Genomic DNA, 14,764 nt, shown 5'->3' on the forward strand with positions numbered 1-14,764 from the left:
ATAAACTACACTGCCCGGTGTACTTTCTCTTCCGGACGAATCGACATGGCTTCGCCTCTCGTATTTCTTCACCGCGTATTGGGTTTCGCCGCCGCCAGGCGCGGCCGCACATTGTCCGGCGAGTCGCCGCAGCACAACGGCATGCGCTTCAGCAACGTTGCGCCGCGGCCTGCCGAAGGTTTCGGCAAGACGCTCAGCATCGCGTGGAACATGCTGGTCAACAAACCAAGCAACACGGTTCCGACGGGCGCATTGCCTATCGATTCACTGACTCGCGAGCAGCTCGACGCGGCGCCCGATCGCAGCCTGTATCGGCTGGGGCACTCCACGCTGCTACTGAAACTACGCGGCGAATTCTGGCTGACCGACCCGGTATTTGCAGAACGCGCATCGCCGTTCCGGCGCGTCGGCCCGAAGCGTTTCCATGCACCGCCGATCACGCTCGAGGACCTCCCGCCGTTGCGTGGCGTGATCCTGTCGCACGATCACTACGATCACCTCGACCGCGACACGGTGCTAACGCTTGCGGCCACCACCAGCGTGTTCGTCACGACGCTGGGCGTCGGCGACCGCCTGATCGAATGGGGTATCGACGCGAAAAAAGTACGTCAGCTCGACTGGTGGCAGAGTGTCGACGTCGATGGCCTGACGCTGACCGCGACACCGGCACAGCACTTCTCCGGACGCAGCCTGTTCGACGGCAACAGCACGCTTTGGGCGTCATGGGTAATCGCCGACGACGATCTCCGGGTGTTCTTCAGTGGCGACACCGGCTATTTCGATGGTTTCCGGGCAATCGGCGAACGGCTTGGGCCCTTCGACGTGACGCTGATCGAGACCGGGGCATATGACCCGCAATGGCCCTACGTGCACATGCAGCCGGAAGAAACCGTTCAAGCGCACATCGATTTGCGCGGTCGCACGCTGGTGCCGATTCATAACGGTACGTTCGATCTCGCGATGCACCGTTGGCAAGAACCATTCGAGCGCGTCACGGCGCTGGCAATGGTACGCGGCGTCGAACTGTCGACACCGCGGATGGGCGAGCGACTCGATCTGGATGTGCCGCATCGCGGTGAACCTTGGTGGCGAACGGTCGACGCGCCAGTAAAGGAGCCTGCAACGAAGACGCGCCGGTGGCTGCAATTGTGCGCATCGCAGGCGACGAAGTAGGTTCGCAGGCCACGGCGGCGCCCTGTAGGAGGCGCCGCAGTATCGAATTTTCGTCGTGGTAACGGGCCTGGTGGCGCGCTCTTTGCGCGGATGATCGGCAATGATGCTCAATCGCGCCGGGTAGCGGACGGCGGGCGAAGACTGAGCGATACACAATCGCTACGATTTCGGCGATGCGCATCAGCCGCTCGACCGGTAGTCTGCATTTTCCGCTCCGTCCGCGCTGTGGTGCACACGCGTTAAATTCATCGAAGGCGATCTGCGGTCGTCCACAAATTCGCCTTAGCGCAATCTTGCCTTTGGCGGGCTTGTAGATTCGGTGTCGACCTAGCGCACGATTCGGTTTCTCGTGACATCTGCAGTTTGCATTCCGATGCTGTTGGCGCGAGGCGTTGTCACGTGACAACTGGCGACGAAGAGTACGCTGCCTCCGTTGAATTCCGCCCTGCCCCGAACAAGTCTTTAGATCCTGAGCACCTCGACCCGACAGCCCGCCGCCACTTAAAGCGTATCAATCACCACGAAACACGTTTCATATGATACGAAAAGTGATCAAACCGTCACCGCCGTGAGCCAATAGCGGTCGTCGGCGTCATGACCCCTATTTCGCGGAGCGCAAGTGCCTGACTGGCGTGAAACAACATGAAGAAAGTGGCGTAACTCATTGCCCAGCAAGGGTTTCCGAGCACCTAGCGTTTTAGAAGAATTGTTTCACGCGGGCTGATTTGCCCGTCTCACATCGTCGATGTGGCGGAATCTGAGTCCCCTAAACCCATCAAGCCTGTATCAGGCGATGCTGCTACTTGAACCATCGGCTGGCCAGCGGTACTCCGAAATCAATATCTCGCCCCCCTTCCCTTCCCATCGCGAGCGCCGGTAGATAGGGGCCCATTTATTAGGGCCACATCATTCTCATAGATACCTGCCGCCATTGGATATTGAGCGCGCACGCTGCGCCGCGGAGTATGCGCACGATATAAGTCTGCGCGGACGACATAACGGCCCTCTATTTCGGCTCGCCGACACGTCCTCTCCGTCGTCACCAAATCGTTGCAGAGAAGCCGCGCCAATATCAAAACACTCCTCCGCCACAGAGTCGCATTGGTTGTCACGTGACAACGACGCCTCGACTTGTATTTCAGCGTTCAGTCGCAAGCAACAATAATCACTTCGCGTGCTGCCTGCAATTCTTCACATTTCTGCTTGTCCAGCGGCCGTATTGAGACAGTGGGCTATGTTCGGAGCTGACGCATCGGCTGGTTGTCACGTAACAACAGGCATCGATTGCAATGGCAACCGCAATTTGTGAACGCACCTCATCGTACTAACCGTCCACGAAGAAACCATCATCTCCGTTACCGTCGCGCGCCCAATCTGCGCGCCAAAGCAGTCGAATCCTGGCCACTCGATCGACTTGTCACGTGACAACCGGTGTCGTGGCCCACGCCGAATTCCGAGCTGATCACCAAATTACGCGAAATTGCCCGCGACAACGGACTCCTTTTCGCGCGAAGCTCAGTGCCCCAAGGTCGCATGCGACGGCGAAGTCCTCAGCACCTCATCTGTGCGGCTGGCCCCGAACAAAATTCCATCTGCTTATATTTCTCTTATCGTCAATTCAAAGAACTTGCCGCAGCCGCTCCCAGTTTGTCACGTGACAACAACATCCAGGAAAAAACAGTCTCGCCATATCACACTTTTCTGGACTTTCGCGCGATAACTCCCTATATTTACGAAAACTCGTTGGAGGAATTTAATGGCTTTCAAGATCGCCGTTAGCAATCAAAAAGGTGGTACTGGAAAGACCACTATCTCCGTCAATATCGCTGCGGCATTTGAAGCCGGCGGTAACAAAGTTGCCTTGATTGATGCCGACCCCCAAGGCACATCGGTCAGATGGGTGACGAGCGGCGAAAATACGCTTCCGATGACGGTTCTTTCATTGGCGCCCGCCGGCCGCGGTATCGGCGGCGAGATCAAGAAGCAGGATGCGAACTTCGATGTAATCGTGGTCGACTGCCCCGGCAACCTCGAAGACCCCCGTATCGCGTCCGTGCTCGAAGTCGCCGATTTCTGTCTCGTGCCGCTGTCGCCGTCGCCGGCCGACCTGTACAGCACGGTCGCGATGATTCGCATGATCGAGTCGATGCGTGCCGTTCGTAACCCGAATTTATCTTCTGCGCTGATGCTGAATAGCGTCAATGGAAAAACTAAAATGCGAGAAGAAATTTTAAAAATTCTAAAAGCAGAAGAAATAGGGGAGCATCTGCTTGACAGCCAGATCGCGCAACGTGAGGTCTATCGGCAGACGTTCGCGCTCGGCACCACGATTCATCATCACAATCGATATCTGAAGGGGCTGAAGGAAGCCCGTGCGGAAATCGAGAGGCTGGTCACCGAAATGGCCCAATACATCGCGTCGACGCGCGCTACCGGAACCGCTCATGGCTAAGGACACATCGAAAGAGAAGAAGCCGACCGGCAACCTGCATCTCGCAGCGGGCTTGCTGCGCGGGCTCGCACAGGAAAACGCGGCGCTGGAAACGCGCCTGCCCGAGCCGGCGGCCACGACCAATCCTGCGGCCGAAGCCACGACTGCCGTCGCCCCGGCCACTGCCACGCCCGCCGACGCCCTCGATCTCGGCGCTCCGCAGAAGGTTGCGGTCAAGGACTGCATCCCGAACCCGTTCAACCCGCGCGTGTTCTATTCCGAGTCGAGCTTGCACGAGCTCGCACTGACGCTGAAGCGGGAAGGGCAGATCGAGCCGATCAAGGTCACGCGCCTGCCGGAATTTCCGGGCAAGCTCGTCGTGATCGACGGACAACGCCGCTTGCGTGCGACGAGCATCAACGGCGACGAAACGATCAACGCGACATTCCGAACGGATCACACCCCCGAGCAGCTCTATACGATCGCGTATCGCGCCAACCACGACCACGAACGTCAGACCATCTTCGACGATGCGGTCGCGTGGAAGCGTCTCCTCGACGAAAAGGTCTTCCCTGACCAGAACACGCTCGCGGAGAAAATCGGCAAGGACAAGGCGTCGATCAGCAAGACGCTGTCGCTGAACGCACTGCCGAACACGCTGCTCGAACGGATGGCGAGCGCAAACGATGTGGTCGGGCTGCAGGCCGCGTACTTCCTGAAACTGATTTTCGAGCGCCTGGGCGAACCGGCGGCCGACCGTCTGCTCACGGCAGTGATCGACCGGAAAAAATCGGTACGCGATCTAGAGAACTTCCTGCGCGCGCAGAGCGAGGGCAACAAGAAGACGGGGCGTACGCGTTACAGCGTTCGCCACGATTTCACGCTCGAATCACGCGCGATCGGTCAGTTGAAGACTTATCCGGACGGGCGGCTCGATCTGCAACTGAAGGGAGTCGATGCGTCCCAACAGGAAGCGCTCGCCGACCGACTCAAGACCGTGATCGACGCCTATGTCGCCGAACTGGCGGGAGCGGCACAGAAGTAAAGGAAGGGGTCCAAAACAAAGCCTCGCACCTGCATGGTGGCATGCCGCCGGACAAAGACCGGTGCACGCCGCGTGGCAGGCAGCGAGGCCTCGATCAGTTGGTCGCGAGGCTGCTCTTCAGCAGGAATTCCAGCAAGTCGTCCGAGGTCGGTTCACCCCAGGTGTCGAGCGCCAGCCACCGGAAGAAGCTGGTTTGCGCCAGCTTGCTCGCCTTCTTCTTCGGCGACAGCGTGAGATCTTTCGAACCGGCCACCGTTTCGTTGTAGCGCTCGATCAGCTTGGTCTGGTCGTCGATCTCCAGCTCGCGGAAATACGCGCCGGCCTCATCGACCTTGGCCGCCAGATATTTGTCGCGAATCTGTTCCTGCTTGCTCTGCGCGGATTCCTTTGCCGGCGCGGCCGTTTCGGTCCCCTGCCCATCGGCCAACGTATACCCGTGCGTGAGAGCCTTGCGGAAATACGCGGCCACATTGTCGACCGGCGCTGCGTTCTTCTTCGTAGTCCGATTGAGCGTATAGGCAATTGCCGCCTTGATGCGCTGCACACCATATTGCGTGATCAACCGCCGCGCTTCCGAGCGCGGGATACCGAACTTGGCGACCTCGTCGACGAGGGCTTCGTTCTTGACGTCGCCTTCCTCGACCGTATCCGCGCTCTGCTTGCGGGTCACCTTGAACTGCACGGCCTCCACGCTACGACCTGACTTGTGTTCGATCAGCTCGAGCGTATGGTCGGAAACTTCGTTCACCTCCTGAATGCACGGCACCAGGACCTTGCTCTTGAAGAGCTTGTATTCCTTGTACGACTGCGACGCTTTGTCCTGACCGAGAATGAGATCACGGAATTTCGGCAGCGGAATCTTGGCCGTGATGCCGATCCCCTCGTAGCGCACCGTGTTTTCCCAAAGGGCAAGCGAGTGCGAGCGCCGAAACTCGCGCGCGATCCGCATATCGATGAGCGCGTAGATTTCGGGATTGAGCAGTTCGCTGCGAATCTGGTCGGAGAAGCTGTACTTCAGCACCGATTGCTCGAGCTCGGCGCCCGCGAGCAGGCCCGACGCCTTCCACACCGTCGAGCGGTCCGCAGCAAGGTAGTCCCAGTTGACGACGGTACTGATCAGCGAGTTGACAGTGTCCTTCACGTACTTCGTGTTGTTGCTGTTCAACCCGCTCTCGTGTGACAGCGCGGCGATCGAGATCGAAAAGCTTGTCCGGCCAGGCTCGAACGCTTCCTGACGAAGGGCGTTCTTGATCAGCGAGCTGAACATCTTGCGCTGCTGCAGACCGATCTTTCCGGACTTTGGAGCGATGTGAATTGCCTGGACCGCCTTGCGCAGCAGATCGGGCGGCTCGGGCGTCTGAAATAGCGAGACCTGCTTGTCGGAGCCTTTGATTGCGGGCTTGCGCGGCATCGTGATGTCCGGAGAAGGTGACCGTGTTGATGGCGGACTTTATACCTTTTCAAAAGATCGAGCAACGCCCTCTTCTCCAGTATCACTTTCACTTTTGTCGCTAACTTATCGTCACAAAAGGAAAAATTGAGGTTTCACGATTTGTGCAATGCCCCATATCCATATACCTTTCCACCAAAAATAGCTCCCACATCCTGCTACCTGTGTATCCGGTCGCCAGAATCAGATACGAGCCGGCACGAGACTTGCCCGACTAAAGGTACCCACTTATGGGAGGAAGTCCAGCCGAACTCGATTGGCAAACCGGAATCGTGATGCCCTGCAACACGGATCGCATTCCCCCATAAGATGCTACCTTTAGCCAGTCCCATGAACGGGTACCTATCCAGGGCCGCCAGATCGGGATGTTCGCTCCCATAGCGCCTCGACGACGAAAAGAGCTCCCACAAACGACTACCTTAAGATTTCCCCATAGGTGGTTACCTTTACGCCGTCCTGCGCCTGTCTATGGGAGCCTGGATCCTAACGGGCAAGTGAGACGAAATCCTTCTGTTAACGCGGGCACCCATAAATGACTACCTTGAAGAGGTCCCATAACCGGCAACCCAGGAAGAAATGCTGTGGGCATCGGAGAAGGCGGATCGGGAACGGCACACCATAAATGGCTACCTGAGGATTGCCCCATAGAGGGCTACCTTCGGCGTTTTTGGGTCAAAATCCCATAACAGGCTACGCGTGTCCCATATCCACAGCCCTCATTTCCCACAGCGCGGTACCCGAATCCCCAAATCCACAGACCTGAAGCCCCATACTCTTCCGCCTGTGCTCCCATAAATGGGTACTGAACCCCCGTCAAACCCTTGTCAGATAAGGCTGTGAGCCGACTAAAAGTAGTTAAAGAAGTAAACGTGGTTTACCAAAGATGTAAACACACGTGTGCATGTACAAAAAAACGACCCCCATAAACCGCTACCCAAGCACGCTCCAACCGCCCCTGAGCCCTACAAAACTCGATGCGACACCTGTCGGACCCTCAATCTCCGCCTTATTTGGCAAGCGTCTCAGGCCCGACAAGGCTCTCGGCGAAGGTGAGTACCCACTAACTGGTACCCAAACGTAGAAACTTATGGGAGCAACGCCCTCTTTTCCGGACATAGGTTCCCATCTATGGGACAGGAAAGCTCTTATAGCGGTATGCCTCTCGTACGGGATTTCCCTGATTCGACGGTAGGCATGGCCGATCCCGGGTACAGCGGATCTCCGTCTCCGCAGTAGGAAATCGCTGGAATTCGTTCTCACGCCGTTTTTTTGGCCTCTGTGTCGGCGCTGCCGTAGAAAACTCTACGGCGTTCGCGGGTTGATCGGTCTGGCGCTTTCCGGTCGATGGCCTCTCCACAGACAAAATCCGCGTTCCCCGCATCGTTTGTTCTGCATCTCGATTTTCTACCTTTGAACCGATATTCCGACCGACGCGACCAGAATCACATCGCTGTGCCCAACGAGACGCCACCTGGGCGCCTGATCCGGATCGTCCAGGCGACCGCCGCAGCGTGAGACCAACGCCATTGACATGGCTCACCCTCGTCGAATCCACGCTCGCATCCCGAAAATTCTCACCGTTGAAAGCTCGCCGGTCCTGTAGAAGCTCACCTATCTCGTCGACCAATGCCGGTCGAATCAACAAACCGCAGGCACGAAGCCTCGGCATCCGACGCGGTCACCCAATCGACATGCTGTGGGGCAGCCTGCAACTCTGGATGTGTCGCCGCACAGGCTCGAGACACTTCGTGGAGTCGGTACGACGACACGCACCAAGCATTCGCACTACGATTGCTTTCGCGATCCAGGCCCGATCGTGAACGAATGCCCGCCGAGGTGTTCACCGCCGAGAGGCGGAAGGCGCATTCACAGGTAGAGGTCATCTCCCACAACCGGTGACGAATGGAACCCGACAGGGAGCCACGCATGCGATGATCGGTTACCCGATCGGTCGCTCCGCATCGTCGACCCGCTCCAGAACACCGCGCGCTCGGTATGGAATGAATCGTGGTCGTTTATGGGAGGAACCGCCGTTCACGCGGCCGCGAATCGCAACATGGCGCACCGGTCCGCAATTCGGTTGCATATCCCGCTCACGAAGCGACGGTCGCGTTGGCCGAGCAGAAAATTCCACAGATGAAACAGTCGGCGTCGTGCGAGGGCGTGAGGCACCGAAATCGATCTCATCTTCCATGGCAATCTGCACCGTATCGAAGGAACGACGCGCTTCGCTACCTTGCTGCCGACCGTTCTCGTTGCGTGCACGATGCATCGCCGTGGCTCCTGCGAAACGCTCAGCGGCCGGGCCGCGGGACGATACGACGTCTCCCATACGTGTATCCCCACGAAGGTCTGCACGATGACGCCACATTTTTTGCAACGCGGTTATGATGCAAAAGCCCTGACCGCACATGAAGACTGATCAGGGGCAGGGGCGGTATCTCGATGTGCTTTCACTCCGTGACCAATCAGAAAAGAGAGTTCAGCGATGCGAATCCAGATCAAAAAACTGACGCTGGCTGCTACGGCAGCAGCGTTCCTCTTCGGCTCGGCCGCTCCGGTGTTCGCGCAGACCGACGCCAGCGCACCGGCAGCATCCGCCGCATCGGATGCGAAAGCCGCAAAGCGTGAAGCACGCAAGGCAGCACGCGCAAAACGCAAAGCCGAACACAAGGCAGCTCGTGCGAAGAACAACGCCGAACTGAAGAAACTCGAAGACGCTGGTTACAAGCCGGCGGCCAACGATCCGAACTATCCGCAGAATCTGCAGAACGCCGAGAAGAAGGCAGGCGAGGCCGCTGGCGCAAGCCAATAAGCGTTCTCCCACGACACAAACCCCGGCTCGCGCCGGGGTTTGTCGTTTGTGCTACCGAAATGCGATGCGCGACGGGCGCCATGCAGGTTCGACATCTCGATCAATTGATTCGTTATCCTTTTTTAAGGCGCCGTGAACGCGTATCTCGATGCGTCGAATCTTTTCGCTCTCCGAGAATGGCCCGCATCATTCTTCTTGTTTAGTATCTAAGGAATCCTACGGAACACATCAGATCGCTCGAGGCCTCACGAAACGAAGATCGATCATGCACGCGCAATACGGTTCCACGTAAAGACACACAAAGCCCGCACCAATCGAGCGGATGCGCGTCGCGTAACTGATCGCCGACTTACCGACTTGTTCGATGCCGCGCGTTCGCCGCTGCGTTCCCCGTCGCTTTCAGCCAGTCCTTGAATGCCCGCACGGCTTCGTCTTCCGCGCGCGCAGTCGGCACGTAAGTGAAATAGCGCCACGGGGGCAATGCCGGTTCGCTGAACGGCTGCACCAGCCGGCCCTCCGCTATGTCATCCGCGACGAGTGCGATCGGGCCCATCGCGACGCCGAGGCCGTCGAGCGCGCCTTGCAGCGTCAGATAGAAATGCTCGAGCGTGAGCGAATGCCGGGGTACCAGATTTGCCTGGCCCGCTGCCGCGAGCCACTCGGGCCACATGCCTGGATAGGTGGCCGCATGCAGCAGCGTGAAACCGGCGAGATCGGCCGGCGTACGCAACGTCCGGCCCTCGAGCAGCTTTGGCGCGCATACCGGCAGCCGGATCTCGGATAGAAACTCCTCGGCAACATATCCGTCGACAGCCTGCGGGCCGCCGCGCACGATCAGGTCGACCTTGTCGCGCAACCTCTCGATCGGGTCGTTCGATGTCGACAGCCGCACCTCGATGGCCGGATGCGCGACCTGAAACGACGACAGCTTCGGCACGAGCCAGCGCAGCGAGAAGGTCGCGGGCGCACTGACGCGCAGCACACGCTGCTGCCCCTGGCCGAAATGCTGCGCGGTGGCGAGCGCGATCCGATCGAACGATGCACCGACCTCGGCGAGGTACAGGCGGCCGGCATCGGTCAATTCGACGCGCCGGTTGTGCCGCTCGAACAACGCGCGGCCAAGCCATGTCTCCAACTGCTGAACATGCCGGCTGATCGCGCCGTGCGTCACGCACAGCTCGTCGGCGGCACGCGTGAAACTGCCGAGGCGGGCCGCGGCTTCGAACGCGCGCAGCGAATTCAATGGAGGGAGTCGTCGGGCCATACATTGCTTCGCGTGATATTTCCTCATGCGACTGCTCAGATTTAATCGTTTGATCGGGTGATCCTGCTCCGCCAATATGGCACATAAAAGGCCGATCAGGCCGGAATAGATGTCTGGATTTCTCACATGGAGGATGGAGCATGCCGAACGTGGTCGTGGTGGGCGCCCAATGGGGTGATGAAGGCAAGGGGCGCGTCGTGGACTGGCTGGCGGCGCAGGCCGATCTCGTCGCACGCTACAACGGCGGCCACAACGCGGGCCATACGCTGGTCGTCGGCGACAAGACGTACAAGCTTGCGCTGCTGCCGAGCGGCATCGTGCGCGGCAAGCGGGGCGTGATCGGCAACGGCGTGGCGCTCGATCCGGAAGCGCTGCTGGCCGAGATTGGCCGAATGGCCGAGCTCGGATTGGCGGTAACGCCCGACAACCTGTCGATCGCGGAGAACGCCACGCTGGTCCTGCCGATCCACCGTGCGATCGACCAGGCGCAGGAGCGGCTGCGTCGCGAACCCATCGGCACCACGCTGCGCGGAATCGGCCCAGCTTACGAGGACAAGGTCGGGCGTCGCGGGCTGCGGGTTGCGGATCTGGCCGAGCCGGTCCGCCTTGCCGACAAGCTCGATGTGCTGGTCGACCACCACAACGCATGGTTCCGCGGTCTGGGGCTCGAGCCGTGCTCGCGCGATGCGATGCTGGCAACGCTGGTCGACATCGCGCCGAAGATCCTCCCGTTCGTGCGGCCGGTGTGGGCGGATCTCAACGACGCGAACGACCGCGGCGAGCGCATCTTGTTCGAGGGCTCGCAGGCCGTGATGCTCGACATCGACTGGGGTACGTATCCGTTCGTGACGTCGTCGGGCACCGTTGCATCGGCCGCTGCGGCCGGCACGGGCCTCGGCGCGTCGAAACTCGGCCATGTGCTCGGCGTGACCAAGGCGTACGCGACACGCGTCGGTGGCGGGCCGTTCCTCACCGAACTGACCGACGCCACCGGCGAAACGCTGCGCGAACGCGGGCGAGAATTCGGCGTCAACACGGGCCGGCCGCGCCGCTGCGGATGGCTCGATGCCGCACAGCTGCGACAGGCTGTCCGGATATCGGGCATCGATTCTCTCGCGCTTACCAAGCTCGACGTGCTCGACGGCGTCAGTTCGATCGAGCTGTGCGTCGGCTACGAACTTGACGGCGCCCGCGTCGACCATCTGCCGTCGAATCTTGATGCGCAGGCGCGCGCAACGCCCGTCTACGAAACGTTCACCGGATGGGACGGTACCGTGAAGGGTGTACGCGAGCGTGCAGCGCTGCCGCGTGCCGCCCAGGATTTCATCGCGCGTGTCGAGGCGATCGCGGGTGTGCCCGTGTCGATGATCACGACTGGCGCCGAGCGCGACGACACGATCGTGCTGAGCAATCCCTTCGACCCGGCCTGAGCGCGACCCGGCAGGCCGAGATGCGGCCTGCAACGATGCGTTGCCGATCGTCCTTCGAAACGGTGCGTCGCATCCGCGATCGCCCGCCGACGCGGCGCACGGCAAACTGGACATGCCTGCACCGCTGCGGTACTGTTCCGCACGATTCGCGCCAGACCGGAACGTGCCGGGGCGGGCGCCGCTGCAAGGCGACTTCAATCCCGGGGACATGTCGATGGACACGTTACAGATGATGCGCATTTTCGTCCGGGTGGCGGAGGAGGGCAGCTTCACGAGCGCGGCCCAGCGCCTGGACATCACGACCGCCTACGCATCGCGTTCGGTCGCGCAACTCGAAACGCACCTGCGCACCCGCCTGCTCAATCGGAGCACGCGCCGCATCGCATTGACCGATGCCGGACAGCGCTATCTCGACCGCTGCCAGCGCATCCTCGGTTATATCGACGAAGCGGAGGCCGAGGCGGCTGACGCGCAGGCGAAGCCGTCCGGCCGCCTGCATGTGCATGCGACGACCAGTTTCGGTCAGGCCTACCTGGTGCCTGCGGTGGTGCGATACCGGGAACGCTATCCGTCGGTGGCCGTCGAGCTTACGCTGTCGCAGCACGTGCCCGACATCATCGACGAAGGCTACGACGTGTCGCTGCAACTGAGCACGACGGAACTGCCCGACTCGGGGCTGGTGTCGCAGCGGCTCGGCGATGTGCACAGCGTGCTGTGTGCGTCACCGGCATACCTGAAGGCACGCGGCACGCCGCGCACCGTGCGCGATCTCGAATCGCATGCCTGCCTGCAGATCGTCACGCCGATCTTTCCGCGCGACCGGTGGCATCTCGACGGCCCCAACGGTCGCGAAACCTTCGAACTGCCGCTTCCGGATTTTCAGGTCAATATCGCCGATGCACTCGGCGCCGCATTGCGCGCGGGCCTCGGGATCGGCTCGTTACCGATGTCGACTGCCGTACCGGCCCTGGCGAGTGGCGCGCTGGTTCGCGTGTTGCCGGAGTACCGGCTGCAGAAGCTGACGGTCTACACGCTCTATGCATCGCGCCAGTACCTCGACGCAAAGATCCGCACGTTCGTCGATTTCCTGCGCGAATGCGTGCCGGAAATGCTGTCTGCCGACGAGGCGGCGCTACGAGGATCCTGCGAGTCGTGAACGAAGGCCGGACAACGAGTGCCGGGTCGAGCGACTCGGCGCTCGAACGTTGCCCGTGAATCGACGTTCTGCTGTGCCGGTTATTCCGTAGTCCGAACTTGATGATCGGGGCACAGCCTGAATTTGGGAGTCCTGAGCATTCGACCTCCTCCGTGGCCTCGTATTCCACAGTGCGTGCGCCGGTTTCGAACCCGTCACGCGCGAGGCGGCTGCACAACGAATGCGCTCCATGAAACGATAACGCCACGGCTGCAAGTCCGTGGCGTTTCGCTTTATGGGCATCGCTGCCCGGCAGCGGCGCGGATCCGCTTACTGCTTGTCCCAGAGCGTGCGCCCGAAGAACGTGAGTGTGCGATCCCACGCAATCTGCGACCACACCGGATCAAATTGCGTGCCGCCGATGCGGCCCGGGCCGACGGCCGTTTCATTCGCAAACGCGTGATGCGCGAGGTAGCGGTGGAATTCGAGGTCGACCTTTGCGTCGGCCAGCTTCTTTTCCAGCGCATCGACCTGGTCGATCGCAAAGAATGCATCCTGCGTGCCCCAGTGACCCATCAGCGGCACCTTGATCTTCGACGGATCGAGGTAGTCGAGCGGGGGGAAGCCATACCAGGTGACGCCGGCGTGCGCATCGGCGAACTGCAGCGACAGCAGCGTGAGAGCGCCGCCCATGCAGAAACCGGTGATTGCCACGCGCGATGCGCGCGTCTTCAGGTATTGCACCGCGCCGGGGATGTCCTGCGATGCCGCGTCGCCGAAATCGAGACCCGTCATCAGGTGGTGCGCTTCTTCCTCCTCGACCGTCGACTTGCCGCGATACAGGTCGGGCACGAGCGCGAAGTAGCCGCAGCGCGCGAGGCGGTCGGCAACGCCGCGGATCTGGTCATTCAGGCCCCACCATTCCTGGATGACGACGACCGCGGGCGCGCCCTCGGTCTTTTCCGGCGTGGCGAGGTAGCCCTGCAGTTCCTGGCCGTCCGGACGGCGAAACGTGATCATGGAACCGGATGTTTGAGACATGAAACCGCTCCTTTTCGAAAATGCGATGAATGCGGCATCGGGGCGGCCGGCGAGTGCGGTATGCCCGGTAGGTCGAGGCTTCGCTCGCATTCGCTCGGCCGGCGCCGACCACGCGGCCATTCTATGCGCAAACGCTGGCGGTCCGCGTGAAGGTCGCGTTGCGGCGGCCGACCCGCATCCTCGCAGCGGTCGAGCTTTGTGACGCGCGCATGTCGCGGGGACCGAAAGCGAAACACCCCGCCCCGATGAACGGGAGCGGGGTGTTTCGTTTGCCGCGGGCGTATCGTGTACGCGCCGCATTCGGCGGCCTTACTGACTTACTGACCGAAATACACGGAGTCGCGAGCGTTCTGCTTGACCGCGATTGCGCGGCCGGTGCGCACACCGGCCGCGGCTTGCGCGCCGTAACCCGTTGCGTCGCTGCTCGTCACGCGCGCCTGTGCGGTCTGCAGCGCATTCGGATAGTGGACGTCGGAGACTTCCGGCTTGTACCCGGCCTGCTCGAGCTGGACGAGTTCTGCGCGGACCTCGGCGCGAGTCAGTTGGTTCGACGAGTTCGACTGAGCGAATGCGCCGACAGATGTGGACAGGGCAGCGGCAGCGGCGACTGCGTAGATGAACGGCTTCATGACGACCTCCGGTTTTCGTAGATTTCGCGCTTCGCTTGTCGCGTTGAGCGGTTGATTGCATCGTAGCGATCGCGATACCGGACGGAAATACGCGTTCCAGCGAATGATTATTGCAACTGGGTAAACGATCGAGCGCTTTTGACTGATGATTTGCGGCGTGCCCCGAGGTGATGATCAAGGGTTGGCGGTATTCCTCAGAAAAATTGTTACGTGACAACTTCGTGACGTCACACGCGACGGCTCGGGCTGCGAGCCCGATTCGCCGACGCTAACAACCACTGCGCCATCGGAAGGTCGAGTACGGAATTCGCCCGTCGTCGGCAAAACGCCTATAATGATTGGGCAAATTGC

At 60.5% G+C, this 14,764-nt stretch carries 10 protein-coding genes; 6 read left to right on the plus strand and 4 right to left on the minus strand.

Annotation, left to right across the window (positions count from 1 at the left end):
• Positions 1-45 precede the first annotated feature (45 nt).
• The 3 genes from WS51_RS29780 (at position 46) to WS51_RS29790 (ending at position 4,649) form a co-directional block, all read left to right on the plus strand.
• On the plus strand, positions 46-1,173 hold the full coding sequence (locus WS51_RS29780; RefSeq protein WP_069230318.1) for an MBL fold metallo-hydrolase: 1,128 nt from the start codon (positions 46-48) through the stop codon (positions 1,171-1,173).
• A gap of 1,756 nt (positions 1,174-2,929) precedes the next feature.
• Positions 2,930-3,625, plus strand: coding sequence for a ParA family protein (locus WS51_RS29785; RefSeq protein WP_059451725.1), 696 nt, complete (start codon positions 2,930-2,932; stop codon positions 3,623-3,625).
• Entirely contained in the window at positions 3,618-4,649 is a 1,032-nt protein-coding gene (locus WS51_RS29790) for a ParB/RepB/Spo0J family partition protein (RefSeq protein WP_059505885.1), read from the plus strand. The genes WS51_RS29785 and WS51_RS29790 overlap by 8 nt, the downstream gene beginning before the upstream one ends.
• Before the next feature lie 94 nt (positions 4,650-4,743).
• On the opposite strand, the gene WS51_RS29795 is transcribed toward WS51_RS29790, so the two are convergent.
• Positions 4,744-6,060, minus strand: a complete 1,317-nt coding sequence (locus WS51_RS29795) for a replication initiation protein (protein ID WP_059451727.1) — start codon at positions 6,058-6,060, stop codon at positions 4,744-4,746.
• A 2,527-nt stretch (positions 6,061-8,587) separates the two neighbouring features.
• On the opposite strand from WS51_RS29795, the gene WS51_RS29800 reads away from it, so the two are divergent.
• Positions 8,588-8,914 carry a hypothetical protein gene (locus WS51_RS29800; RefSeq protein WP_044848822.1) on the plus strand — a complete coding sequence of 109 codons (327 nt, stop codon included), beginning with the start codon at positions 8,588-8,590 and terminating at the stop codon, positions 8,912-8,914.
• A 349-nt stretch (positions 8,915-9,263) separates the two neighbouring features.
• Here the strand turns inward: WS51_RS29800 and gcvA are convergent, their stop codons facing one another.
• Positions 9,264-10,178 carry a transcriptional regulator GcvA gene (gene gcvA, locus WS51_RS29805; RefSeq protein WP_069230319.1) on the minus strand — a complete coding sequence of 305 codons (915 nt, stop codon included), beginning with the start codon at positions 10,176-10,178 and terminating at the stop codon, positions 9,264-9,266.
• A gap of 140 nt (positions 10,179-10,318) precedes the next feature.
• Here gcvA and WS51_RS29810 point away from each other — a divergent pair, with 140 nt between their 5' ends.
• Both WS51_RS29810 and WS51_RS29815 read left to right on the plus strand, forming a co-directional pair.
• Positions 10,319-11,608 (plus strand): adenylosuccinate synthase, encoded by a 1,290-nt coding sequence (locus WS51_RS29810; protein ID WP_069230320.1) that lies wholly within the window; start codon positions 10,319-10,321, stop codon positions 11,606-11,608.
• A 214-nt stretch (positions 11,609-11,822) separates the two neighbouring features.
• Positions 11,823-12,764, plus strand: coding sequence for a LysR family transcriptional regulator (locus WS51_RS29815; protein ID WP_059505927.1), 942 nt, complete (start codon positions 11,823-11,825; stop codon positions 12,762-12,764).
• 309 nt (positions 12,765-13,073) lie between these two features.
• Here the strand turns inward: WS51_RS29815 and WS51_RS29820 are convergent, their stop codons facing one another.
• Together WS51_RS29820 and WS51_RS29825 are read right to left on the minus strand one after the other, a co-directional pair.
• The gene (locus tag WS51_RS29820; RefSeq protein WP_059451730.1) at positions 13,074-13,784 is read right to left on the minus strand and encodes a dienelactone hydrolase family protein; all 711 of its coding nucleotides are present in this window, start codon (positions 13,782-13,784) and stop codon (positions 13,074-13,076) included.
• Positions 13,785-14,101: 317 nt separating this feature from the next.
• Positions 14,102-14,413 carry a DUF4148 domain-containing protein gene (locus WS51_RS29825; protein ID WP_059541543.1) on the minus strand — a complete coding sequence of 104 codons (312 nt, stop codon included), beginning with the start codon at positions 14,411-14,413 and terminating at the stop codon, positions 14,102-14,104.
• Positions 14,414-14,764 lie beyond the last annotated feature (351 nt).

Origin of the sequence: Burkholderia territorii (assembly GCF_001718335.1) — a bacterium.
Classification (GTDB): domain Bacteria; phylum Pseudomonadota; class Gammaproteobacteria; order Burkholderiales; family Burkholderiaceae; genus Burkholderia; species Burkholderia territorii.

Excerpts from the sequence above, each read along its gene's own strand:
- WS51_RS29780 (WP_069230318.1), top strand. The coding sequence starts at position 46 with ATGGCTTCGCCTCTCGTATTTCTTCACCGCGTATTGGGTTTCGCCGCC.
- WS51_RS29785 (WP_059451725.1), top strand. The coding sequence starts at position 2,930 with ATGGCTTTCAAGATCGCCGTTAGCAATCAAAAAGGTGGTACTGGAAAG.
- WS51_RS29790 (WP_059505885.1), top strand. The coding sequence starts at position 3,618 with ATGGCTAAGGACACATCGAAAGAGAAGAAGCCGACCGGCAACCTGCAT.
- WS51_RS29795 (WP_059451727.1), bottom strand. The coding sequence starts at position 6,060 with ATGCCGCGCAAGCCCGCAATCAAAGGCTCCGACAAGCAGGTCTCGCTA.
- WS51_RS29800 (WP_044848822.1), top strand. The coding sequence starts at position 8,588 with ATGCGAATCCAGATCAAAAAACTGACGCTGGCTGCTACGGCAGCAGCG.
- gcvA (WP_069230319.1), bottom strand. The coding sequence starts at position 10,178 with ATGGCCCGACGACTCCCTCCATTGAATTCGCTGCGCGCGTTCGAAGCC.
- WS51_RS29810 (WP_069230320.1), top strand. The coding sequence starts at position 10,319 with ATGCCGAACGTGGTCGTGGTGGGCGCCCAATGGGGTGATGAAGGCAAG.
- WS51_RS29815 (WP_059505927.1), top strand. The coding sequence starts at position 11,823 with ATGGACACGTTACAGATGATGCGCATTTTCGTCCGGGTGGCGGAGGAG.
- WS51_RS29820 (WP_059451730.1), bottom strand. The coding sequence starts at position 13,784 with ATGTCTCAAACATCCGGTTCCATGATCACGTTTCGCCGTCCGGACGGC.
- WS51_RS29825 (WP_059541543.1), bottom strand. The coding sequence starts at position 14,413 with ATGAAGCCGTTCATCTACGCAGTCGCCGCTGCCGCTGCCCTGTCCACA.